A 24,173-nucleotide genomic window follows, 5' to 3' on the forward strand; every position below is an offset into this window, starting at 1 on the left:
TTAACCCTCCAGCATCTCTCTTGCATCAAAATTTAACTGTAATTCTTTCCATCTTTCGTATCCTGTGGTTGGAACTCTCAGTGGTTGACACAATTTAATCGCCCTTAAAGCACTTTCAGCTAAAACTTTGTAGAATCCCTGTCCTGGCTTATTCATTCTCGCATGATCCAAAATTTCAGATTGTAAAATTGTTCCATCTGGATTCAATAAAAGTTTTATTCTTACTAATAAATTCTCATTGTAAGGTAAACCTAACGGAATACTCCAACATCCAAATATTTGTGCCTTTAGTGCATCCTCCTCACTTAAAGATAATCCTACGTTATCTACATTTTTCTGTTGATCTTGAGTCACTTTGTTTGTTTTTTTTGTTGTATCAGCACTTTCAACTTTAGATTTATCAATTAATGCTGCTATATTATTAGGATCAAATAATTCCTTTTTTTCAAATTCAGATACCTGTTTCACCTCATTGTCAATTTTTTCAGGATTTTGCTTATCTTCTTTTATTTTTTCAATTTTTTCCACTTTGTCGTCTGGCATTGGTACAGAATCAGGTTTTATCTTTTTTACTTTTTTTGGTGGTGCTTGCTCGGATACCAACTTTTTTTCCTTTTCTTTAATTTTTTCAATTGTTTTTTTTGCTTTTGGTGCAAAAGGAATATTTGTTTTGTCTGTAATTTGAATTAGCTCCACAGAAACTATTGGTGGGAGATCGATGGGTTTTTTTGCTAAAAATGGCAAACTAAATGCTGTAATCATAATTATAATGAGATGCAAAACAGAAGAAATTACAATACTTCTATTCACTTTTGTTACCTCTCTTTGTAAGGCTCAGATATAAGTGCTACTTTTGTAAAACCAGAGCCAGATAGTAAACCCATAATTTCAAGCACCCTTCCATAATTTATTGTTTTATCACCTCTAACGTAAATTCTCGTGTCTGTTCTGTTTTTTGAAACAGCAAGTACTTTTGCAATAATTTTTTCATACTCTACTTTTGACTCCTGAATAAAAATTTCACCTTTTGAATTTATAGAAAGTGTTAAAGGTTCAGCCTCTTCAGGTAGAGAGTCTGCTGAGCTTTCTGGTAAATCTACTTGCACTCCTACTGTTAATAATGGTGCTGTAACCATAAAAATTATTAATAACACTAACATGACGTCTACAAATGGTGTAACATTTATTTCGCTCATTGGTTCTTTTGATGAACGATTTAATTTAAATGCCATTTTAAATAATTGTTAGAAATCTTTTTGAAAAATTTTCTAATCTTTTAGAGTATAAACCTGAATCGTTGTTGAATTTATTATAAGCGATTACAGCTGGTATAGCTGCTAACAATCCTAATGCAGTAGCAAAAAGTGCTTCTGCAATACCAGGTGCAACAATAGCTAAACTTGTGTTTCGTGAAATTGCAATAGATTGAAATGAATTCATAATTCCCCAAACAGTACCAAACAAACCAATAAATGGCGCTGTAGAACCTACGGTAGCTAAAAAAGTATACCCTTTACTTATTTTAGACATTTGTTTTTCAATGCCAGTTTCTAACATTGTTGTCATTCTTTCGTGTAAATCAGTTTTCGATCTCCTTTTTAACAAATTTTGCATTGCATCTTTAAAGACTAATGCCATAGGATCTTCTATATTTGAGGGAAGATTATTGTAAAATGACTCCGCAGATTTAGAGTTCCAAAACTTTGTCTCGAATTCTTCTGTAGATTGATTTATCTTTTTAAACAATCTGATTTTTTCTATAATAACAGCCCATGAGTAAATAGAACAAACTATCAATATTATAATTACAGATTTAACAATAATATCTGCACGTATAAATAAACTTAATAGAGAAAAATCAGTGTTAGATGCTAATCCTACAGCTTGAGATGAAATATCTGCTTCCATAATGCCTTCTCACACTTAATTGTGTCATGAATTTGTCTTCAAATTATTATATTATTCCTCAATTTTATGCGTTTCATGATAAAAACTAGCAATTAATATTGCATCTGCTTTGTTAGAATCTTTTTTTTTTGATAGTTTAGATGAAAAATATGGAAACGTTTCTATGGCTTTTGTCCTACTAGCGTCTTTTTCTGAGTTAATTAGACCAAAATATTTTTTCCATTTAGCTGGTCTAACAAAATACATAGGTAATTGCATTGCAGAACAGATGCCTTTCAAAGTACCAAACGACTGTCCAAAATTAAACATACTAGTCACTCCTTGTCCTGGCATAGCTGATACTTGTTCAATTACAACCCTTATATCTTGATTTGAATTTTTATGGACTCTTTTTGAAATTTCATTAAATATTTGAGAGCCATTTACTTGTCTCTTATTTTTTTTCCCCTCAGCCATTGTTGGCATTTCAATTACATCAAGGATTTTACCATCCTCAAAAAAACAAATTGATCCAGATATTCCAGGGTCTATTCCAATTATTAACATAATTTATTATACAAATTTAGCATTTGAATAAAAATTTTGTACATCATCATCGTCTTCTAGTGAGTTAAAAAAATTAATCAAACTCTCTTTTTTTTCTTTTGAAATCTCAACACCATTGAGCGGAACCCACTCAATTTCTGTTGATATAAAATTAGTTATCTCTTTCTCTAATTCTTTTTTAACATTATAAATTTCATTAACAGAGCATTGAATTTCATGAAAATCATCATTAGTTTTACATTCATCTGCACCTGCTTCGATAGCTAATTCAAAAATACGTTCATCAGAAATCTCATTTTTATCAATTTTGATTATTCCTAGTTGATTAAAATTATGTGATGCTGAACCTTGAGTTCCGAGACTTCCCCCAGCTTTTTGAAAAATTGTTCTTATATTTGATGCAGTTCTATTTCTATTTTCTGTTAAAGTTTCTACTATTACAGCCACTTTATCAGGTCCAAATCCCTCATACCTAAGATTCTCGAAGCTTAACTCTGTATTGACAGATGATTTATCAATAGCTCTTTCAATATTATCTTTAGGCATATTTGCTGTTCTCGCAGCTTGAATTGCAGATCTTAATCTTGGATTCATGGTGGGGTCTTTATCACCAAGTTTTGCTGCTACAGTAATCTCTTTAGATAACTTAGAAAAAATTTTGGATCTCTGTTTATCAGCCTTACCTTTTTTATGCTTTATACCCGCCCAATGTGAATGCCCTGCCATAATTATTTAATTCCTATTAAGCTGACCTCCAAAAATATAACTTTCTATTTTTTTCGCTAAACCAGTTTCTATATTACAATCTACAATAACACCACATAAAGTGGCATCACCTTTTGCAGGATAATGCTTAACTGAATCTTTTTTCATAAACCTATTTAAAGAATTATCTTTGTTCATTCCTATAACTGAATCATAATCTCCACACATTCCTGCATCCGTTTGATAGGCTGTTCCATTTTTTAAAACTCTTGCATCATTAGTTGGAATATGAGTATGAGTACCAATTACAAGAGTTGCCTTTCCATCAAAAAAATGTCCTATAGCATTTTTTTCACTTGTGATTTCTCCATGGAAATCTACAATTAAAATGTCATAATCTTCTTTCAATTTATATTTTTTTAAAAATTTTTCTGAAATTTCAAAAACATCATCACATTTTTTCATGAAAACATTCCCCATTAAATTTAAAACACCAATTTTTACATTTTGTTCAGTTGTATAAATTTCAAATCCTTTTCCTGGAGAAGGTTCAAATAAATTTTTTGGGCGAAGTAATCGATTTTCTTTGTCAATGAAATCCATTATATCTTTTTGATCCCATACATGATTCCCAGTTGTAATTACATTTACTCCACAATTAAAAAAATCTTGACATATTTCTTTTGTCAGTCCCACACCTGCCTCAGCTGCATTTTCTCCATTTACTATTACGAAATCGATATTATTTTTTTTAATTTGGTTAAGAAGATTGTTCATAATTTTAGAACAACCTGAAACTCCAATAACATCTCCTAAAAATAAAATTCTCATACAATTCCTTTATTTGTTACTATGTGATCCAATTTAAAATCATATTTATTTGTTGGAATTTTTTTTAATTCTTGAAAAGAGTAAGCTAATCCAATTGTTATAACTTTTTTATTTTTTTTAATTTTATTAATGTATCTATCATAAAATCCACCACCATAACCAATCCTATTTAAGTCCTTATCAAAAGCAACTAATGGTACCAATAAAATATTTGGAAAAACTATTTTACTTGAAATAGGCTCTGGTATTCCATATCTATTTATTGAAAGAGGGTCGTCAATTGACCAACGAAAAAAATCCATTTGAAAATTCTTTTTTATCTTTGGTAAAGAAATTTGGTAATTTTGTTTTTCAAATTTCTTTAAAATTTCAATTGGATTAACTTCATAATTATAGGGATAATAGCCACCTACAATTTTCTTGTATCCCTTATTCTTTATCAAAATTTCTATTATATTTTTAAAATTAATAACTAAGTTATTAGAAATATTTTGTTTTCTAGTTTTAAGTATTTTTTTTCTAATTTCAGATTTATTCACAAAAATTAATTAAGATAAGTTCTCTAAATTTGCTTTTTCAACAAAGCTTGATATTTCATCAGCAGCTTCATCAATTAGTTTTTCGTAGTTTTTTTGATTTATTTCAATTTCATTTTTTAATTTAATATGATTTTCATTTAATTCTTTTATTTCTTGTTCTTTTCTATCTCTATATTCATAAATTAAAGATTTAAGTTCTTTGAATTTGTCGGAAAGGTTTTTTAATTCATCTTTTTTTTGTTCTACTTTTTTTTTAGTCTCATAATATTCATCCATCACTTTTACAGCAGTAATAAGTAAAAGTTTATTTTCACCAAGATTCCCTAAATCATTTTTAAGATTATTAAATTTTTGATTAATTTGAATTAATAGTTCCTCTAAATGTTCTTCTTGCCCATCTTCACAGGATAGCAAAAATTCTTTACCATTAAATTTAATACTTACGTTTGCCATTTATCTATTTCATCTATTAAAGTATCTGTTTCTTGATTTAATTCATCAATTTTCTCTGAGAACTCTATGTGTTTTTTTAGCTCTACTTTTTCTTGATTTTGAAATTCCTCTAATTTTTTACTTAAATCATTGTAATCAGTTACCAAACTTTTATATTTTTCCTCTAATTCTTGCTTTTCAATTTCTAATTGATTTTTTTGAGTACTTAAATCTGTAATATCTTTTTTTATATCCCGATTTTTTAGATTTAAGTTTTTTAATTTTGTTAACGCTAAATTAAGTTTTTTTTCTTTTTCGATCACAGAATTCATATATATATAATTATATTATTAAATAGAATCTTCTTAGTCTAGACAGGATAATTGCTTGAACAAACTTTATAAAGAATTAGCAAATTGTATTAGATTTTTATCTATTGATGCTGTTCAAAAAGCAAATTCTGGACATCCTGGGATGCCAATGGGAATGGCGGATGTAGCAACAGTTCTTTTTAGAGATTTTTTAAATTTTAACCCTAAAAATCCAAGTTGGATTAATAGAGATAGATTTGTGCTTTCAGCAGGTCATGGATCAATGCTACTTTACTCATTACTTTACCTAACCGGTTATAAAAGAATTTCTTTACAAGATATAAAAAAATTTAGACAACTAGACTCAATATGTGCAGGTCATCCTGAATATCACCCTAATACAGGTATTGAAACTACAACAGGACCATTAGGACAGGGAATTTCTAATGCTGTTGGATTTGCAATTTCTGAAGAAATCCAAAAAAATAGATTTGGTAAAAAGAAAATCAATCACAAAACCTATGTGCTTGCAGGTGATGGTTGTTTAATGGAGGGGATAAGTCACGAAGCTTTAAGTCTCGCTGGACATTTAAAACTAAAAAATCTCATATTATTATTTGATAATAATTCTATTTCAATTGATGGTCCAACTAATCTAGCTGTTTCAGACGATCATGAAAAAAGATTTAAAAGTTATGGCTGGAACTATATAAAAATAAATGGTCATAACTATAAAGAGATTTCAAAAGCTCTAAATAAAGCTCAAAAATCTAAAAAACCTATCGCAATTTCTTGTAAAACAACAATTGGTTACGGATCACCTAATAAAGGTGGAAAAGCATCTTCTCATGGAAGTCCTTTGGGTGAGGAAGAAATTAAATTAGTCAGAAAAAAACTGAAGTGGAATTATGAGCCTTTTATAATACCAGATTATTTATTAGATGAATGGAGAAATATAGGAAAAAAAGCAGAACAAAAAGCAAAAAAACAAGATATAAAATTTAAAAAAAATTTAAATAGTTACAAAATAACTTCATTAAAAAATTTAATTGAAAATTCAAAAAATGAATATTTAAAAAATTTAAAATCAATTGCTACAAGAAAAACTTCTGAGATGTTTTTAGATATTGCAACTAAATTGCCAAATTTAATTGGTGGCTCAGCTGACTTAGCTGGTTCAAATAATACCAAAACAAAAAATCATAAAATAATTAAACCAGGTAATTTCTCAGGAAATTATATTCATTTTGGAGTAAGAGAACATGCCATGTGTGGGATAATGAATGGAATAGCCTTACATAGTGATCTAATTCCTTATGGTGGAACTTTTTTAATATTCAGTGATTATTGTAAGCCATCAATTAGATTAGCTGCAATGATGAAACAAAGAGTTATCTATATATTTACACATGACTCTATCGGGTTAGGTGAAGATGGTCCTACTCATCAACCAATAGAGCAATTAACAAGTCTTAGATCAATTCCAAACTTAAACGTATTTAGACCATCTGACCTAATTGAAACTTTTGAATGTTGGCAATTAGCAATTGAAAGTAAAAACACACCAAGCGTTATAGCTTTAACCAGACAAGGGATTAAACCAGTGAGAGTAAATAGATCATCTAAAAATGAGTCATCAGCCGGAGCATACGAAATTTCAAGAACTGGAGATAGTATAAATGTTACAATTATAGGAACTGGATCTGAAACTAGTTTGGCAAGTGAAGTTAGTCATAAATTAGCCACAGAAGGTATTTATTCCAAAGTTATATCAATGCCTTGCCAAAGATTATTTGACCAACAAAGTGAAGGCTATAAAAATAAGATTTTAAATGAGACTGAACTTGTTGTTTCAATTGAAGCTTCTGAAACAAGTTATTGGAAAAAGTATACTGGTAGAAGTGGATTAAATTTCGGAATAAATGATTTTGGAAAAAGTGCTCCTTATAAAGATATTTATGATCACTTTGAATTAAATCCAGAGAGTATTATAAAAAAAATCAAACAGCAATTATGAGTATAAAAGTTGGTATTAATGGGATGGGTAGAATCGGTAGAATGATCATCCGATCTATTATTGAAAACGATAATAAGAATATTGAAATAAAGCATATTAACAACAGAACCAGCTCTGAAGCTTGCGCATCTCTATTAAAATATGATTCAATTCATGGAAAATTTAATGCTGAAATTGATTTTGATGAAAGACACTTAATTATCAACAAGAAAAAAATTACTTTTAGTCAAGAAACAAATTTAGAAAACATTAATTGGAGTATGTATGGCGTCGATTATGTTTTTGAGTGCACTGGTAAATTTAATTCTAAGGATAAATTATTACCACATCTTAATAATGGAGCAAAAAAAGTTTTAGTATCAGCTCCATGTAAAGATGCAGATAAAACTATAGTATTTGGAGTAAATGAGACAGAGTTAAAAAAAGATGATAAGATTATTTCTGCTGCATCCTGTACAACAAATTGCCTAGCGCCTGTTGCTCACGTTCTTAATGAAAACTTTGAAATTGAAAAAGGTTTTATGACAACAATCCATGCTTTCACAAGTGATCAAAGAATTTTAGATAACTCACATAAAGATCCTAGAAGAGCTAGATCTGCAAGCCAATCTATTGTGCCAACCTCAACTGGTGCCTCTAAAGCTATTGGTGAAATTATACCCTCTCTTAAAGGTAAATTAGAGGGAGTTGCGATGAGAGTGCCTACACCAAATGTTTCATTAGTTGAGCTGGTATTTTGCACAAAAAAAGATTTAAGTATTGAAAAAATTAATTCAGCATTTCAAAATTTTAGTAAAAAAAATAAAGTTCTTGAAATCACAAAAGAAAAACTTGTATCTATAGACTTTAATCACAATCCCTCTTCTTCAATTGTAGACTCTAGTTTAACAAATGTAGTAGGCAAAAATATGGGTAAAATTTCAGCGTGGTATGATAATGAATGGGGTTTTTCAAATAGAATGTGTGATATCGCTGAATACCTTCATAAGATTTCTTAATGAACCGTATTAAAGATCATGAAAATCTTAATCACAAAAAAGTTTTATTAAGATTAGATTTAAATGTTCCATTAAAAAATGGAATTATTACAGACCACACTAGAATAGATAAAATTCTTCCAATAATTGAATTTTTATTAAACAAAAATTCAAAAATTATAATAATTTCTCATGTTGGACGACCAAAAGGAAAAGTAAATAAAGAACTTTCATTAAAGCCAATTTGTGAAAGTTTAGAAAAAAAAATAAATAAAAAAATTAAAATTTTAAATGAAAATATTTTTGAATTAAAGAAAGATGATTTATTTAAAAATTCTAAAGAACAAATTGTTTTTTTAGAAAATATAAGATTTTATGAAGAAGAAGAAAAAAATGACCAAAATTTTTCAAAACATTTGGCCGAGTTGGCAGACTTGTACGTAAACGATGCTTTTTCTTGTTCTCATAGAGCTCATGCTTCAGTGTGTAAAATAACAGAATTTTTGCCATCTTTTGCTGGATTGCAATTGGAAACAGAAATAAATGCTTTAAAAAAAGTTACCACAGAAATTAAAAGACCTGTGACTTGTATTATTGGAGGGTCAAAAATTTCAACTAAAATTGGAATAATAAAAAACTTAATACCTAAATTTGATAATATTTTAATCGTAGGTGGAATGGCAAACAATATAATCAAATACAAAGGTAATCCAATAGGTAAATCAATAAGTGAAGATAATTGTGAGACAATAATTGAAGAAATTTTTGAAACTTCAAATAATTACTCCTGTAAAATCTATTATCCAGAGGATGTATTAGTAGGAAAAAATATGAATGATAAATCAAGAATTAAAAAACTTGATGAAATAACAGATGATGATTTCATATTAGATATTGGTCCGAAAACTGTTAATAAAATCAAAGATATCATTGAAAAAAGCAAAACAGTTCTGTGGAATGGACCTGCGGGTTATTTTGAAAATTCAAACTTTGCAAAAGGTAGTTATGAAATTGCAAAATCAATTATTAAAAAAAATAAAGATAAATCAATTTACTCTGTTGTGGGTGGTGGAGATACAATATCTGTAATAAACCAAATCAATGCAATAAGAGATTTTAACTTTGTTTCAACTGCTGGTGGTGCATTCTTAGAATACCTTGAAGGAAAAGAACTTCCTGGTATAAAAGCTCTAAATTGACATGTCAGAATTAAATAACATAGCACTTAAAATTCTTGAAAATGGAAAAGGAGTTTTGGCAGCTGATGAAAGCACTGCAACAATGACTAAAAGATTGGAAAGTGTAAAAATTCCATCAACTCCAGAAAATAGACTGTTATTTAGAGAAACACTTTTTACTGCCTCAAGTATGAAAGAATGTATTGGAGGTGTAATTTTATATGATGAAACAATAAAACAAACATCCTCAAAAAAAAATAAAATCCCAGAATTAATTTCAAAAATTGGTTCAAATCCAGGTATAAAAGTTGATACTGGTGCTAAAATTTTAGCTGGCTCACCAAACGAAAAAATCACAGAGGGTTTAGATGGTTTAAGAGAAAGATTAAAAGAGTATTATAAGCTTGGTGCAAAATTTACAAAATGGCGAGGCGTCTACAGTATATCTAAAAATTTCCCAAGCAAACTCTCAATACAATCTAATGCTCATGCATTAGCTAGATATTCTGCTTTGGTTCAAGAATGTAATATGGTTCCAATTGTAGAACCTGAAGTCCTTATGGATGGAGAGCATTCGGCAAAAGATTGCTATGAAAAAACTTCAGAAGTAATTAAAAAATGCTTTGAAGAATTGATTTTACATAAAGTAGATTTAAGAGGAATTATATTAAAACCTAATATGATCTTGGCTGGAAATAAATCTAAAGATAAAATTTCAAACGAGGAAGTTGCAAAATTAACTTTACAATGTTTGAAGAATTCAGTTCCATCAGAAGTGCCTGGAATAGCTTTTTTATCTGGAGGACAATCAGAAATAGAGGCAACCGAAAATTTAAACTTGATTAATAAATATAATGATACAAGCTTTATAATGAGCTATTCTTATGGTCGAGCTCTTCAACAAAGCGCCTTAAAATTTTGGTCAAAAGATATAAATAATATTGAAGGCACCCAAAAAGTTTTTAACCACCGAGCGAAAATGAATACGTTGGCTGCTCAAGGAAAATGGTCAAAAGAGCTTGAGAATAAATAAAAAAAAATTTATCTACTTAATTTCACCTGTAAAGATTTACAAATCATTCTATTTTGATCTAATTGATATCCTAAAACAAAAAAAAGTTAGTTTTTTTCAATTAAGACTCAAAAAAGAAAATTTGAAAAAAAAGTTAATTATTGGAAAAAAAATCAAAAAAATTTGTAAAAAATTTAATGTAAAATTTTTAATCAACGATGATGTTTATCTTGCAAAAAAACTTAATGCAGATGGATGCCATTTGGGTCAAAAAGATATGAATATCTCTGAGGCTAGAAAAATAATTGGAAATAAAATAATTGGAATTACATGTCATAACTCTATAAAATTGGCAAAAGTTGCTTATAAAAATAAAGCTAATTACTTAGCTTTTGGAGCTTTCAATTACTCAAAAACTAAAAAAGTTAAATATAGAGCATCACTAAATTTAATTAAAAAAGCTAGAAAGATAACAAAAGCTCCTATAGTTGCTATTGGTGGGATTAATGAAAATAACTATAAAAATCTTTTGTTGAATAAAGCAAACTTTTTAGCTATCTCAAGCTACATTTGGAAAAATAAAAAACTAAAACCTAAAGATGCTATAAAAAAACTAATATGAAGATTAATGCAGGAGAAATCAGAGTAGGTATGCTGATAGAATATAAAAATGATTTATGGCAAGTATTAAAAACACAACATGTAAAACCTGGTAAGGGTGGTGCATTCGCACAAGTTGAAATGAAAAGTGTTAACAAGAATACAAAACTAAATGAGAGATTTAGATCTAGTGAAAATGTAGAAAAAGCTTCCCTAGATGAAACTAATTTCAATTATTTATACGATGATGAACAAAATTACTTTTTCATGGATCCTAAAACTTTTGAACAAACTGAGATAAAAAAAGAAATTATAGGTGAAAAAGGTAAATTACTAACTGAAAATCTTGAAGTAACCGTGAGTTTTTATAACGAAAAACCTATTTCTGTAGAGTTGCCAAATCAAGTTACATGCAAAATTAAAAATACTGATGCAGCATTAAAAGGTCAAACTGTTTCTTCTTCTTACAAACCAGCTGTTTTAGAAAATGGTTTAAGTGTTCAAGTACCACCTTTTATAGAAGCAGGTGATAACATTATCGTAGATACTAGAAATTTAGAATACGTTAAAAAAATTTAAATCATGAATTCTATATCCGCAAATCTTAATATTATGATAAAAGCTTGTGAAAAAGCTTCCAAAATTTTAATAAGAGATTTTGGTGAATTAGAAAAACTACAAGTATCCAAAAAAGGTCCAAAAGATTTTGTGACAAATTCAGATATAAAAGCAGAAAAAATCTTAATTGAAGAACTTAAAAAAGCTAGACCAAACTACTCAATAATAAGTGAAGAAAGTGGAATAGAAAAAAATAAAGATGAAACCAATTTTTGGATCATTGATCCAATTGATGGAACGATTAATTTTTTACATGGTGTACCACACTTTGCTATTTCTATTGCGCTTAAAACAAAAAATGAAATAGTTAGCGGACTAATTTTTGATCCTATTAAAGATGAAATGTTTTATGCAGAAAAAAATAATGGTGCTTTCTTTAACAATCAAAGAATTAGAGTCTCTAAAAAAAATAACATACAAGAATGCTTATTTGCGGTAGGAAAAATAAAAAATGAATTAGATTTAATTTGTAGAAGATCTGGATGTGCTGCGCTTGATATGGCGTATGTGGCTTCTGGGAGGTATGATGGGTATTATCAAAAAAATTTAAATTTATGGGATATAGCTGCTGGAATTATATTAATAAAAGAAGCAGGAGGAATAGTTAATGAAATTGATCTATCTACCTTTAAAAATATAAAAGTTTTAGCCTCAAGTGCTGAAATTAATGCAAAATTTATTGAAAAAATAGATAACTTTTAATTGTTTTAAAAAATTCTTTTGCTATAAGTCTCGTCATGAAAGAAAAAATACACCCTAATTACCACACAATTAAAGTTGAAATGACAGATGGTTCACAGTTTGAAACAAAATCTACATGGGGGGCAGAAGGTGACGTTTTAAAATTAGAAATTGATCCAAAATCACACTCAGCTTGGACAGGTGGAAAACAAAAATTAATGGACAAAGGTCGAATAAGTAAATTCAACAAAAAATTTAAAAACTTCAGATCAGATAATAAAAATTAATGTCAAACGCTCCTTTAATGCCAATGGCAACTGCTGTATGGCTTGTCGAAAATACAACACTAACTTTTAAGCAAATTGCAGATTTTTGCAAACTTCATGAAGTAGAAGTACAGGGAATTGCAGATGGTGAAGTTGCAAAGGGTATAAAAGCATATAACCCAATTATTGCTGGACAACTTTCTAGGGAGGAGATCGAACTATCCTCAAAAGACGAAACAAGGCCTCTTGAGATCAATAATACTGATATCGAAATATCTTATTCAGAAAAAAAAATTAAAAAATATGTACCATTATCAAAAAGACAAGATAAGCCTGATTCTGCATTGTGGCTTATTAAACATCATAATATTTTAAAAGATTCTCAAATAGCCAAGCTTATTGGCATAACAAAAAATTCGGTCACATCAATAAGAAACAAAAGTTACTGGAACTACAATAATTTGAATCCAAAAGATCCTGTAGCTTTAAATCTAATTACTCAAAAAGATTTAATTAATGCTACTGAAAAAGCAGAAAGAAGAATAAAAAGAGAAAAAAAAGAGAAAGAAAAACATAAACAAACACAATAATTATTTAGGAATAATGAATAAAATTAATAGACATAAAAATATAAAGATGATAACTACTCATTTTTTTGGAGGTAGTTATTAAAATAGAAGTAAAAGATAATAATGTTGAACAAGCTTTGAGAGTTTTAAAGAGAAAACTTCAAAGAGATGGTTTTTTTAAGGTTATAAAATTAAAAAATACTTATGAAAAACCTTCTGAAAAGAAAAAAAGAATTCTTCAAGAAAATATTAAAAGAGTTAAAAAACTAAATAAACTAAAAAATAGAATTTAAAAATACCGCGGGGTGGAGCAGTCTGGTAGCTCGTCAGGCTCATAACCTGAAGGTCGGCGGTTCAAATCCGTCCCCCGCAACCAACTTATCTATATTTTAAATTTCGATTTATTGCTATCGACCAAAAAAGCTTTAACAGTTTCTTTTGTCAATTGATCAAAAGATTTTCCGAACTGTTGTATTTTTTCAATTATTGATGGAGGTATAGTAATTATATGACAACCCAATTTTTTTGCTTGAGTATAATTATACGGCTCTCTTACACTGGCCCATAAAATTTCAACGTTTTTAAAATTTTTAGCCATTCTGATACTTTTCATAATTTCTGGTATTGGATCTTTACCAGTATCGCCTGCTCTTCCTGCAAAAATAGAAATTATAACTTTTGTTTTTTTATTGATGACTTTTAAGATTTTTGCTGTTTGTTTAGCAGTATAAACTGCTGTGATATTTAATTTTATATTTCTATTGTTTAAGTCTCTTATGACTTTACCAGTAAATTTATTCTTTGAATTAACAACTGGTACTTTTACATAAATATTTTTTCCCCAATCATTTATTTTCACTCCTTGCTCTACCATAGAAGCATGGTTGTCTGCAAATACCTCTAGTGAAATAGGTTTGTTTTTACATACATTTAGTATTTTTTTTGAGTAAGATTTATAATCTTTTGCACCTGCTTTTCTCATTAAACTGGGGTTTGTAGTAAAACCTTTAACTATTTTTTTTTTGTTAAATTTTTTTATAAGATTAAGATCAGCAATATCACAAAAAATTTTAATACTCATATATTATAAATTTTTTGTGATGTCCTCTGTCATTTTTTTTGCATCAGCAAATAACATAAGTGTATTTTCTTTATAAAATAGATCGTTATCTATACCTGCATATCCTGGGGAAAGACTTCTTTTTACAAATAACACAGATTTACATTTTTCTACATCTAATACTGGCATTCCATATATTGGACTTTGTGGATCAGTTTTGGCCACTGGATTGGTTACGTCGTTAGCGCCAATTACAAAAGCTACATCTGCATTAGCAAAATCATTATTGATTTCCTCTAATTCAAACACTTCATCATAGGGCACATTAGCTTCTGCCAATAATACGTTCATATGTCCTGGCATTCTACCTGCTACTGGGTGAATAGCATAAGATACTTTTATGTCATTTTTCTTTAAAGTATCAACCATTTCTCTTAGAGCATGTTGAGCTTGCGCTACTGCCATTCCATATCCAGGAACAATTATAACCGAAGAAGCATTTTTCATTAAAAAAGCAGCGTCATCAGCATTTCCACTTTTGACCGGTCTTTGCTCTATAGAAGAATTTTGTAAAGTTTCATCTGTTGCACCAAATCCTCCTAAAATAACATTAAAGAAAGAACGATTCATACCTTTGCACATAATGTATGAAAGTATAGCACCAGAAGAACCAACTAAGGCACCTGTAATTATTAAGGCTGTATTTTCTAAAGTAAAACCTATACCCGCTGCTGCCCAACCCGAATAAGAGTTAAGCATAGAAATTACAACTGGCATATCCGCCCCACCGATAGGAATTATTAGAAGAAAACCAATCAAAAATGAAATGGCAAGTAATATCCAAAATAAATGCGACGATTGTGTTGAGCATAATAAATAAATTAAAATGATTATCATAAATAAAATCAGCGCATTTAATGGATGTTGTCCTTTAAAAATGATTGGTGAACCAGACATAATTCCCTGGAGTTTTAAAAAAGCAATTATAGAACCTGAAAAAGTTATAGCTCCAACTGCAGCCCCGATAGACATCTCAATTAAACTACCAAGTTTTATATTTCCTTTTGTGCCTAAGTTAAATGCCTCCGGATTTAAAAAAGCAGAAATAGCAACAAAAACTGCAGCAAGACCTACCAAACTATGAAAGCCAGCTACTAACTCTGGCATAGCAGTCATTGGTATTCGATAAGCTATAAAAGCACCTACAGACCCCCCTACTAAAATAAATATTAAAACATATAAAAATCCACTCGAAAAATTACCTACAGATAAAAATGTTACTGTTACAGCAATAATCATTCCTAAAATTCCAAACAAATTACCTTGTCTAGATGTTTCTGGAGATGACAAGCCTCTTAAAGCTAGAATAAATAATACACCAGAAACTAAATAAAATGTTGCTGATAAATTTGCAGATATCATCGCTTATCCTTTTTCTTTTTTTTATACATTGCTAACATTCTTTGCGTCACAAGAAAGCCTCCAAAAATATTGATTGCTGCTAATGCTATGGCTAAAAAACCAAAAACACTTGATGAATTAAAAATATTATCTGAATTTCCAGATAATCCTGCAATTATTGCTCCAACAATAATTACAGATGAAATTGCATTTGTAACAGACATTAGTGGAGTATGTAAAGAAGGTGTAACACTCCAAACGACATAATACCCAACAAAAATTGAGAGAATAAATATACTTAATCTAAATATTAAAGGGTCTATTTCCATTTTAATTAATTAATGTTTTTTTTATTATTTCATCCTCTAAGTTAATGTTAATTTTTTTAGTCTCTTTATCGAATAAATTTTCAATAAAATTAAACATATTTTTCGCAAACAAATTTGAAGCAGATATTGGTAATTTATTTAAAATATTACTTTCACCCATAATTTTTATTCCATTTTTTTCTATAATTTTATCTACTTCGGTAAATGCTGAATTACCACCTTGAACTGCTGCCAGATCATATATTACAGAACCAGGTTGTAAATTATTGATCATATTTTCTTTTATTATTAATGGTGCTTTCTTTCCAGGAATTAATGCTGTGCAAATTACTATATCAATTTTTTTTAAAGTTTCCGAAAGCAAATCTTCTTGTTTCTTTTTAAAATCTTCAGAAGCTTCTTTTGCATATCCTCCTTCAGTTTCTAAATTCTCAGTCCCCTCAACACTCAAAAATTTTCCACCCAAACTTTCTACTTGCTCTTTAGATGCCATTCTTACATCTGTGGCGAAGACAATAGCGCCCATTCTTTTAGCTGTAGCTATTGCTTGAAGTCCAGCAACACCTGCTCCAACAACTAAAACCTTAGCGGCTGGAATCGTGCCTGCTGCTGTCATCATCATTGGAATTGCTTTTTCAAAATTTGCAAATGACTCAATTACAGCTTTATATCCTGCTAGGTTTGCTTGGGAGGACAGAATGTCCATTGATTGAGCTCTGGTTATTCTTGGAAGTAACTCTAAAGAAAAAATATTAATTTTCTTTTTAATTAAATTATCTAGTTCATTTTTATTTTGATAAGGGTTTAAAACTCCAATTAAAGTTTGATCTTCTTTTAAAATAGAATTTTTTTCTTCTGATAATAACCCTAGCTGGACAATAACATTTACATCGCTCAAAATTTCTTTTTCATCATCAAGAATTTTAACACCTATATTTTGATATTCTTCATCAGCGATGTTTAAATGAGCTCCATAATTTTTAGGTAAAAGAACCTCAAAACCAATTGTTTTATATTTTTTTGCTATTTCAGGAGTAATGGCAATCCTTTTTTCAATTTTTATGTTCTCTGATACTGATCCAATTTTCATTGTAAATTTTTACAGTAAGAATATAGCCATTAAAACTAAAACTAATATTACCGCGACAGTTCCCCACAACACAAATTTTGTGAAATTATCCCAAGTTTTTTTATGGTTTTCATTGTCCATAAAAATTACTTTTGTCTTGCTTTAAATTTTGGGTTAGTTTTATTTATTATGTAAACTCTTCCTCTTCTTCTTACAAGTTTTGAGTTCAAATCTCTTTTTTTAATTGATTTTAATGAGCTTTTTATTTTCATAAAATTTGAGTTTAGCCTGGCAAAGTCCTACTCTTCCATGTCTTAAGACAAAGTACCATCGGCGCAGAAGAGCTTGACTTCCGAGTTCGGAATGGGATCGGGTATTACCTCTTCGCTATAATCACCAGGCGGAGTATTTATACCTAAAGAAAAATTATAGTCAAAGAGAAATTAAAATTTTATTAAGATTTAAATGAATATAAAAATATTGTTTTTACTGCAATAAATGCATCTTTTAATCCAATTTTTTTTCCTTCTTCATAAGATCTCCCCTTATAAGTGATAGGAACTTCGTAAAATTTATTTTTTTTTTTTGCTAACTTAATAGTTACCTCCGGCTCAAAAGAAAAAGAATTTTCAACTAGAGTGATATTTTTAATCATAGAACTTTTGAATAATTTATAACCAGTCTCCATATCTGTTAAATTTAAATTAGTAACTAGATTGCATAAAAAAGTTAAAATTTTATTTGCTAAATAGTGCCAAAAAAAATGGATACGCACGTATTTTCCACCTCCTAGAAATCTGGAACCATAAACAACATCCGCATCTGTTTCAAAAAAAGGTAATAATAAATTTGGATAATCATTTGGATCATATTCTAGATCTGCATCTTGTATAATAACTATATCTCCAGTGATATTTTTTAACCCTGTTTGAATTGCTGAACCTTTGCCTAAATTTATCTTATGATAAAAAACACTTACATTAACCTTTTTTTCAATATTTTGTAATAACTCAACTGTTCCATCTGTAGAACAATCATCGATAATAATTATTTCATAATTCAAAAATTTATTTTTAATTAAACTTTTTTCTACTTCTTCAAAAATTTTATTTATTGTTTTTTTTTCATTAAAACAAGGTATTAAAATTGATAACTTTGATAAATTTCTATCCATCATAACTTAAAAAATTTATTATTTTAAAATTTACTTATAAATAAATAGTTACTATTTTTATTAATTTGAACTTTTAAATTTGTACATATTATAGGTACATCCCAACAAAGTCTACCCTGCCAACCATTGGCTTTATTATTTTCTATATCAACAAAAAAAATACTCATATAAGGTTTACTATTTTCAAAATCCTTAACATATTTATTATCTATTTTATCAATTCCAAAATAAATTTTATTTTTGTTAGAAATTCTATTGATATTTTTTGAAAAATTAAATAGCAAACAAATAATTAAAATTGAAATAAATGTTTTATGAGTAATCCTTTTTTTCACAAAAAAAAATGAAAAAATTAAAAAAACAAATGTAATGAAATAAGGTATCGCAAAACGATAAACTGGAGAAAAAGATAGCCAAAAAATTAGACTAGTGATAAAAAAAATTGTTAAATACAATCTTAAGTTATAAGATCTATAATAATTTTTATTTTGACTCTTTAATATAAAGAAAATAATAGCAATTGGTGATGACATGGTTAAAATATGATTCAATATTTCAAAATAGTTTCTATTTAGCCAAAATGGAAACCATCTAAAATTTTGTAAATATTCTTGTCTTGACATAACACCTTTAGCCTCAGAATAACTTTTATTTATTGTTTCTAAGATATTTTTTAAAGTCAAAAAATAATCATTAAACCAGCTCACATTAAAACATGAAAAACTATTAGGGAATCCAATACACCCTGTATATATAAATTGTTGTATTAAAAATAGCGTTACAAGGAGATAAATCCATAAAAACTTAATTTCTAAAACATTTCTTTTTAAAAATTTAAAATTTTTAAAGTATAAAATTATACAGAGAATTATGATTGGAATAGAGCTTAGCTTTATTAGTAAAGAAAAAATTGAAAAATTTAAAATTAGGAAAAATAATTTTTCTTTTTCATTTTTATTTTGAGACTCAAAAAATTTTATAAAATATAAAATTACGATATTTGAATATATTGCAGATGGAATATCTACACCATACTCTGAAATTCTTGTAAATTTTAGAATAAAATAAAAAACAGAAATGATTGCAAACAATTTTGATAATTTCCAATCATTTTCAATTAAAATTTCATTAATTAAAAAAAATATAAAAATTACATAAAGAATAAAAGATGGTAACGTTAAATAATCAAAATTATTATCCCACAAAAAAAATGAGGGATATATATTTAACCATAAAGAATTATAAACATAAGCTGCATTTGTATTTGCAATTCCAAATATTATTTTTTCTTTTATTAATAAGAGAGCATAAGGCAAATGATAATAACCAAAATCTTCATGATATTTTTGTGAAATAAATATTGGAACCAAGACTAGTAAAATAAGAAAAAAAATTATATTTCTTTTTGAAAAAAAACTTTTTTTTACAAATATCTTTTTAAAAAAAAAAATTAATCCAAATAAAAAAATGATCAAACTTGAATAGATAGAAATTTTTGAAAAAAAATGTAAAAAAGTATTAAATATTGCTAAGAAAATGAAACCTAAAAAAATATTTTCAAATAAATTAAAATTTTCCTTAAAACCTATAATTTTACCCTGACCGGCAATTGAAGCTGAGATGAAAAAAAATGCAGTTAAAAAAAATATAAAATTTACTATGATCATTTTTTTTCTTTATAATTGTATTAGATTTATTAAATTTTAGAATAAAATAAACCTTTCCACAAAATTTTTTAAAATTCAAATCTCTTTTTAAAATCGTCAATAGTTTGGTTTACAGCTGTATAAAAACTCATTTTTTCTGACCAACCATACTTTCTAGCTAATAAGGTATCTAACTTTTTTCTTTTAACTCCATCCAAATTTTTATTATTATTAAATTTTATAATAACGTTTGGGTCTATTAAGTTTTTAATTTTTTTTGCATATTCTTTTATGGACATTTCTATAGATGAACCAATATTAATAACTTCATGACTTGTATTCTTTTTTAAAAAATACTCACTTGCATAAGCTACTTCATCAACATACAAAACTTCTCTTAAAGGTTTGCCCGTTCCCCATAAATTTACAATTTTATTTTTTTTTTTACTAGCAGTATAAATTTTTCTAATTAACGCTGGTAAAAAATGAGAGTTATTTAAATCGTAATTATCATTTGGCCCAAATAAATTGCAGGGCATTAAACAAATGTATTTTGTTTTATATTGTTTATTGAATGATTTAATCATTTGAATACCTGCTATTTTTGCAATTGAATAACTTTCATTTGTCTTTTCCAATGAACCAGTCATAAATTGATTTTCTTTAATAGGTTTATTTAAATTTTCAGGATATATACAACTTGATCCAAAGATAACTAATTTTTTAACTTTATTATTATAACTTGAAGAAATTAAGTTAGTTTGAATTTCAAGATTATCTTTTATAAAATTTGCTGGAGACTCCATGTTGGCTTTAATCCCACCGACTTTTGCAGCTGCAATAATAACTGCATCGGGTTTTTTAGTTTTAAAAAATTTTTCAACTGATAGCTGGTTTCTTAAGTCTAAAGACTTCTTATCAACAGTAATGATTTTTTTATATCCCTTTTTTTTAAATACTCTCAATATAGAAGAGCCTAACATTCCCTTATGTCCGGCAATAAATATTTTACTATTGAGATTTATCATAATGAATTATCTAATTCATAATCAATCATTTCTTCTATCATCTTATCTATAGAAGTTTTAGGAAACCATTTTAGTTTTCTTTTCGCTTTATTGGCATTTCCTCTCAAATAATCAACCTCTACTGGTCTAAAATATCTTTTTTTACATTCTATAATTACATTTTTATTTTCTATATTAATTGCTTTTTCATTTATACCTCTACCAATCCATCTTATTTTTAAATTTAATTTTTTTAAAACTTTATTAACAAATTCTTTTATTGTCATATTTTTTCCTGTAGCAATAACGTAATCATCTGGTTTTTTTTGTTGCAACATTTTCCACATAGCCTCAACATAATCCCTGGCATGTCCCCAATCTCTTTTAGAATATAAATTTCCTAAAAAAAGTTTTTTTTGAGTGCCATTTTTAATTTTAATTAGTCCTTGAATAATTTTTTTTGTAACAAAAGTTTCTCCCCTAATTGGACTCTCATGATTAAACAAAATTCCATTACACGCATAAATATTATATGCCTCTCTATAATTAACTGTTATCCAATGAGCAAAATTTTTAGAAACACCATATGGGCTAGCAGGATAAAAAGATGTTTTTTCATTTTGAAACTTTTCTTTAGTCCTACCAAACATCTCTGAAGTTCCAGCTTGATAAAATTTTATTTTTTTTTTCAAATTAAGATTTTTGATTGCTTCTAATATTCTTAAAGTACCAAGACCATTAACATCAGCAGAGTATTCAGGTACTTCAAATGATACTTGAACATGAGATTGGGCAGCAAGATTATAAATTTCATCAGGGTTAGTTTTTTTAACTAATTGTAAAATAGAAGATGAGTCAGTTAAATCTCCATAGCATAAAACGAAATCTGACTTAGTATTAATATCTTTATAAATATCATCTACTCTCTGTGTATTAATTATTGATGATCTTCTTTTAACTCCATAAACTTTGTATTTTTTTTTTAAAAGAAATTTTGATAAGTATGCTCCATCTTGTCCAGTTACACCAAAAATTAATGCTATTTTTTTTTTCATTTGGATTTTTTTTTAAATTATATATTCTGTATTCATTTTATTCATACAATGCAAGCAAGTCTTATAACGTGTACAAACAATAGTGAAAAAACAATAAAAGATTGTTGTTTATCAATTTTAAATCAAACATATGAGAATGTAGAACATATAATCTTAGATAAAAATTCACAAGATAGGACTATAGATATTGTAAATCAATCAAAACTTGGGAATCAGAAAATTATCCAACAAAAAAGTTCTGGATTATATGGTGCTCTAAATGAAGGGATGAGGGCTGCCACAGGAGACATTATTGGCATTTTGCACTCTGATGATGAGCTGTTAGATAAAGATATAATCAAAACTATTTCGAAAATATTTGTCAAAGAAAAAATTGATATTCTTTTTTCTAATCTTTTATACACAAGTAAACATGATACTAATAAAATAATTAGAAAATGGACCACAAAACTAAATGAAGGTTACCAGTCTAATGATTTAATTTTACAAAAAATACACAATGGTTGGATGCCACCTCATCCAACTTTGTTTATAAGAAAAAGTTTCATAGAAAAAAATGAATTTTTCTATGATGAAAATTTTAAAATTTCTTCTGATTATGATTTTATAATCAGATTATTTAGTAATGCTAATGCAAGAATTTTTTATTTAAATAAATTTACAATTAAGATGAGATTTGGAGGTGAGAGTAATAAAAACATTAAAAACTTAATAATTAAGATGAAAGAAGATTTTCAAATTTTAAAGAAAAATAAACTTAATCCATATAAATTATTATTATTTAAAAACTTCTCAAAAATTTCACAATTTTTTTAAATTAAAATATTTTTAAATTTTTGTTAAAACTAATATAGCTGGAATATTTTCACTTAATAACAATATCAAATCAAGTTCATCATCGTAATCTATATCTCTTAGTCTATTCTTCTTTAAATGTAATCGATCAGAGGATTTCAAATTTTCAAAATTATTTTCTAAACTCAAAATATAAACTGAATTAGCTCTTAAGGAAGATACCCATATACAATTTTTTTTGGGACAATGTGAGCTGTCTTGAAAATATAAAATTTCACTTATTCCAATCGAGGGTGTGTAAAATTTAGCCGGTTCTTTAAAACCATATTTTGAATGAGATTTCTTAAATGGATCTGTTCCATCATATTTTGTTCCGTAAGAAGCTATATCCCAACCATAATTAATCAATTCACCATTATTTTTATTTAATAAATTAAAATTAATCTCATCTCCACCTTTAGGTCCATGTTCAGAATTAATAACTATATTTTTATCTTTTATATATCTTAAACCCTGGGGATTTCGGTGACCTATAGAGACAATTTCAAAACTCTTATTAATAGTATTGATCTTAATAATTTTTCCCAAAGCTGTATTCAAATTTTGTGCTGCCCCTTTCACACCAGCATATCCAACAGAAAACAAAATTTCACTATTTGAAAATTTTTCAATTCTTCCACCTGAAAAAACATTGTAATATTCCCAAAAATCATTTGTTTGAAAATAAAGTTTAAAATTTAATTTTTTAAAATTCATATCAGCTGCATAGATATTAATTGTAACGCCTTTATCATTTTTTTCTAACATTGAAATTAAAACTTCATCTTTATGAAAGTATAAATCTCTTATTCCAATTAATTCTGAATTTTTATCTTTTATAATTTCATTAATATTATTCTCTAAATTTGTATAATTTAATTTTTTTGATAAAAAATTTTTTTTATCAAAATAGATTGTTTGTCCTTCACCTGAGATTAACAAAACTTTATTATGGTAAATTTCCAAATAATGTGCTCTTAAAGAATTTTTCATCGCATTCCATCCTAAATTTACATCTAATCTTTTGAATGGAGTAAAAAAATAATCTAATTTGTATTCTTCATTATTAATCTTAATTTTTTCACTTTTGAAAATTTGCCCATCCAAACCTTGCTCATATTTTTTAATTTGCAATTCCAAAAACTCATTTCTTGATTTTAATTTTGATACCACAAAAAAATTATCTTTAATTTTTTTTACATAATGGGGAGGTATAATTGTTTTTATAATTTCAACAGTTTTACTTTGTCTATCATATCCATCTTTTACAAAGCCACTAATTATTCTGTATGAGTAAAAAATAAAAAGTAATAATAGAATAACAAAAATAACTATAATTTTTTTTTTTGATAAAAACATGTGTATTAACTTAATATTAAAAATAATTAAAAATGAAAGTAAATAAATT

The 24,173-nt window shown here is 27.4% G+C and carries 31 protein-coding genes, 1 tRNA gene and 1 rRNA gene; 12 read left to right on the plus strand and 21 right to left on the minus strand.

Going from position 1 to position 24,173, the window contains the following annotated elements; all coding sequences use genetic code 11:
• The 9 genes from ACTTAV_RS06380 to ACTTAV_RS06420 are packed head-to-tail and all read right to left on the minus strand — an operon-like array spanning position 1 to position 5,293.
• Positions 1–810 carry a cell envelope biogenesis protein TolA gene (locus ACTTAV_RS06380; protein ID WP_440670981.1) on the minus strand — a complete coding sequence of 270 codons (810 nt, stop codon included), beginning with the start codon at positions 808–810 and terminating at the stop codon, positions 1–3.
• Between the two features lie 5 nt (positions 811–815).
• Complete coding sequence (tolR, locus tag ACTTAV_RS06385) at positions 816–1,232, minus strand: protein TolR (RefSeq protein ID WP_440670982.1); 417 nt, start codon at positions 1,230–1,232, stop codon at positions 816–818.
• Between the two features lies 1 nt (position 1,233).
• Positions 1,234–1,908 (minus strand): protein TolQ, encoded by a 675-nt coding sequence (tolQ, locus tag ACTTAV_RS06390; protein WP_440670983.1) that lies wholly within the window; start codon positions 1,906–1,908, stop codon positions 1,234–1,236.
• Positions 1,909–1,959: 51 nt separating this feature from the next.
• Positions 1,960–2,454: a crossover junction endodeoxyribonuclease gene (locus tag ACTTAV_RS06395; RefSeq protein ID WP_440670984.1), complete on the minus strand. Its 495-nt coding sequence runs from the start codon at positions 2,452–2,454 to the stop codon at positions 1,960–1,962.
• 6 nt (positions 2,455–2,460) lie between these two features.
• Positions 2,461–3,180, minus strand: a complete 720-nt coding sequence (locus ACTTAV_RS06400; RefSeq protein ID WP_440670985.1) for a YebC/PmpR family DNA-binding transcriptional regulator — start codon at positions 3,178–3,180, stop codon at positions 2,461–2,463.
• A gap of 6 nt (positions 3,181–3,186) precedes the next feature.
• Positions 3,187–3,990, minus strand: a complete 804-nt coding sequence (locus tag ACTTAV_RS06405; RefSeq protein ID WP_440670986.1) for a TIGR00282 family metallophosphoesterase — start codon at positions 3,988–3,990, stop codon at positions 3,187–3,189.
• Positions 3,987–4,529 carry a 5-formyltetrahydrofolate cyclo-ligase gene (locus tag ACTTAV_RS06410; protein WP_440670988.1) on the minus strand — a complete coding sequence of 181 codons (543 nt, stop codon included), beginning with the start codon at positions 4,527–4,529 and terminating at the stop codon, positions 3,987–3,989. The genes ACTTAV_RS06405 and ACTTAV_RS06410 overlap by 4 nt, the downstream gene beginning before the upstream one ends.
• Positions 4,530–4,538: 9 nt before the next feature.
• Positions 4,539–4,982 carry a cell division protein ZapA gene (gene zapA, locus ACTTAV_RS06415; protein WP_440670990.1) on the minus strand — a complete coding sequence of 148 codons (444 nt, stop codon included), beginning with the start codon at positions 4,980–4,982 and terminating at the stop codon, positions 4,539–4,541.
• Positions 4,970–5,293 carry a 5-formyltetrahydrofolate cyclo-ligase gene (locus ACTTAV_RS06420; protein WP_440670991.1) on the minus strand — a complete coding sequence of 108 codons (324 nt, stop codon included), beginning with the start codon at positions 5,291–5,293 and terminating at the stop codon, positions 4,970–4,972. The genes zapA and ACTTAV_RS06420 overlap by 13 nt, the downstream gene beginning before the upstream one ends.
• A gap of 55 nt (positions 5,294–5,348) precedes the next feature.
• Between ACTTAV_RS06420 and tkt the strand changes: the two genes are divergently transcribed.
• From tkt to ACTTAV_RS06475, 11 genes are all read left to right on the plus strand, one after another.
• Positions 5,349–7,289: a transketolase gene (gene tkt / locus ACTTAV_RS06425; RefSeq protein WP_440670992.1), complete on the plus strand. Its 1,941-nt coding sequence runs from the start codon at positions 5,349–5,351 to the stop codon at positions 7,287–7,289.
• Positions 7,286–8,287: a type I glyceraldehyde-3-phosphate dehydrogenase gene (gene gap, locus ACTTAV_RS06430; protein WP_440670993.1), complete on the plus strand. Its 1,002-nt coding sequence runs from the start codon at positions 7,286–7,288 to the stop codon at positions 8,285–8,287. Before tkt ends, gap begins: the two co-directional genes overlap by 4 nt.
• Positions 8,287–9,465 (plus strand): phosphoglycerate kinase, encoded by a 1,179-nt coding sequence (locus ACTTAV_RS06435; protein WP_440670994.1) that lies wholly within the window; start codon positions 8,287–8,289, stop codon positions 9,463–9,465. The genes gap and ACTTAV_RS06435 overlap by 1 nt, the downstream gene beginning before the upstream one ends.
• A gap of 1 nt (position 9,466) precedes the next feature.
• Positions 9,467–10,477 (plus strand): class I fructose-bisphosphate aldolase, encoded by a 1,011-nt coding sequence (locus ACTTAV_RS06440; RefSeq protein WP_440670996.1) that lies wholly within the window; start codon positions 9,467–9,469, stop codon positions 10,475–10,477.
• Positions 10,464–11,078, plus strand: a complete 615-nt coding sequence (gene thiE / locus ACTTAV_RS06445) for a thiamine phosphate synthase (protein WP_440670997.1) — start codon at positions 10,464–10,466, stop codon at positions 11,076–11,078. Before ACTTAV_RS06440 ends, thiE begins: the two co-directional genes overlap by 14 nt.
• A complete protein-coding gene (efp, locus tag ACTTAV_RS06450) occupies positions 11,075–11,635 on the plus strand; it encodes an elongation factor P (protein ID WP_440670998.1) in 561 nt (186 codons plus the stop codon). Before thiE ends, efp begins: the two co-directional genes overlap by 4 nt.
• A gap of 3 nt (positions 11,636–11,638) precedes the next feature.
• Positions 11,639–12,376 (plus strand): inositol monophosphatase family protein, encoded by a 738-nt coding sequence (locus ACTTAV_RS06455; protein WP_440671000.1) that lies wholly within the window; start codon positions 11,639–11,641, stop codon positions 12,374–12,376.
• Between the two features lie 35 nt (positions 12,377–12,411).
• The gene (gene rpmE, locus ACTTAV_RS06460) at positions 12,412–12,642 is read left to right on the plus strand and encodes a 50S ribosomal protein L31 (protein WP_440671001.1); all 231 of its coding nucleotides are present in this window, start codon (positions 12,412–12,414) and stop codon (positions 12,640–12,642) included.
• A complete protein-coding gene (locus ACTTAV_RS06465) occupies positions 12,642–13,211 on the plus strand; it encodes a cell cycle transcriptional regulator TrcR (RefSeq protein ID WP_440671002.1) in 570 nt (189 codons plus the stop codon). Before rpmE ends, ACTTAV_RS06465 begins: the two co-directional genes overlap by 1 nt.
• A gap of 77 nt (positions 13,212–13,288) precedes the next feature.
• Positions 13,289–13,483, plus strand: a complete 195-nt coding sequence (rpsU, locus tag ACTTAV_RS06470; RefSeq protein WP_075484443.1) for a 30S ribosomal protein S21 — start codon at positions 13,289–13,291, stop codon at positions 13,481–13,483.
• Between the two features lie 6 nt (positions 13,484–13,489).
• Positions 13,490–13,566 (plus strand) — tRNA-Met (locus ACTTAV_RS06475).
• 6 nt (positions 13,567–13,572) lie between these two features.
• On the opposite strand, the gene ACTTAV_RS06480 is transcribed toward ACTTAV_RS06475, so the two are convergent.
• The 11 genes from ACTTAV_RS06480 to gmd all read right to left on the minus strand — a co-directional run bounded on the left by ACTTAV_RS06480 (position 13,573) and on the right by gmd (position 21,931).
• On the minus strand, positions 13,573–14,271 hold the full coding sequence (locus tag ACTTAV_RS06480; RefSeq protein ID WP_440671003.1) for a transaldolase family protein: 699 nt from the start codon (positions 14,269–14,271) through the stop codon (positions 13,573–13,575).
• 3 nt (positions 14,272–14,274) lie between these two features.
• The gene (locus ACTTAV_RS06485; RefSeq protein ID WP_440671037.1) at positions 14,275–15,669 is read right to left on the minus strand and encodes an NAD(P)(+) transhydrogenase (Re/Si-specific) subunit beta; all 1,395 of its coding nucleotides are present in this window, start codon (positions 15,667–15,669) and stop codon (positions 14,275–14,277) included.
• Positions 15,669–15,980: a proton-translocating transhydrogenase family protein gene (locus ACTTAV_RS06490; protein ID WP_440671005.1), complete on the minus strand. Its 312-nt coding sequence runs from the start codon at positions 15,978–15,980 to the stop codon at positions 15,669–15,671. The genes ACTTAV_RS06485 and ACTTAV_RS06490 overlap by 1 nt, the downstream gene beginning before the upstream one ends.
• A gap of 1 nt (position 15,981) precedes the next feature.
• Complete coding sequence (locus ACTTAV_RS06495) at positions 15,982–17,070, minus strand: NAD(P) transhydrogenase subunit alpha (protein WP_440671006.1); 1,089 nt, start codon at positions 17,068–17,070, stop codon at positions 15,982–15,984.
• Positions 17,071–17,079: 9 nt separating this feature from the next.
• Complete coding sequence (locus tag ACTTAV_RS06500) at positions 17,080–17,190, minus strand: aa3-type cytochrome c oxidase subunit IV (protein ID WP_440671007.1); 111 nt, start codon at positions 17,188–17,190, stop codon at positions 17,080–17,082.
• A gap of 5 nt (positions 17,191–17,195) precedes the next feature.
• On the minus strand, positions 17,196–17,321 hold the full coding sequence (gene ykgO / locus ACTTAV_RS06505) for a type B 50S ribosomal protein L36 (protein WP_075501769.1): 126 nt from the start codon (positions 17,319–17,321) through the stop codon (positions 17,196–17,198).
• A 14-nt stretch (positions 17,322–17,335) separates the two neighbouring features.
• A 5S ribosomal RNA gene (gene rrf / locus ACTTAV_RS06510) occupies positions 17,336–17,450 on the minus strand.
• Between the two features lie 53 nt (positions 17,451–17,503).
• Complete coding sequence (locus ACTTAV_RS06515; protein WP_440671008.1) at positions 17,504–18,223, minus strand: glycosyltransferase family 2 protein; 720 nt, start codon at positions 18,221–18,223, stop codon at positions 17,504–17,506.
• A 23-nt stretch (positions 18,224–18,246) separates the two neighbouring features.
• Positions 18,247–19,890, minus strand: a complete 1,644-nt coding sequence (locus ACTTAV_RS06520; RefSeq protein WP_440671009.1) for an LIC_10190 family membrane protein — start codon at positions 19,888–19,890, stop codon at positions 18,247–18,249.
• A gap of 68 nt (positions 19,891–19,958) precedes the next feature.
• The gene (locus ACTTAV_RS06525; RefSeq protein ID WP_440671010.1) at positions 19,959–20,897 is read right to left on the minus strand and encodes a GDP-L-fucose synthase family protein; all 939 of its coding nucleotides are present in this window, start codon (positions 20,895–20,897) and stop codon (positions 19,959–19,961) included.
• On the minus strand, positions 20,894–21,931 hold the full coding sequence (gene gmd, locus ACTTAV_RS06530) for a GDP-mannose 4,6-dehydratase (RefSeq protein ID WP_440671011.1): 1,038 nt from the start codon (positions 21,929–21,931) through the stop codon (positions 20,894–20,896). Before gmd ends, ACTTAV_RS06525 begins: the two co-directional genes overlap by 4 nt.
• 48 nt (positions 21,932–21,979) lie before the next feature.
• Here gmd and ACTTAV_RS06535 point away from each other — a divergent pair, with 48 nt between their 5' ends.
• Entirely contained in the window at positions 21,980–22,747 is a 768-nt protein-coding gene (locus ACTTAV_RS06535; protein WP_440671013.1) for a glycosyltransferase family 2 protein, read from the plus strand.
• Between the two features lie 12 nt (positions 22,748–22,759).
• Here the strand turns inward: ACTTAV_RS06535 and ACTTAV_RS06540 are convergent.
• The coding region (locus tag ACTTAV_RS06540) for a PQQ-dependent sugar dehydrogenase (protein ID WP_440671014.1) at positions 22,760–24,173 on the minus strand (1,414 nt) is incomplete at its 5' end.

It is taken from the genome of Candidatus Pelagibacter sp. HIMB1483, from assembly GCF_052048135.1.
Taxonomy (GTDB): domain Bacteria; phylum Pseudomonadota; class Alphaproteobacteria; order Pelagibacterales; family Pelagibacteraceae; genus Pelagibacter.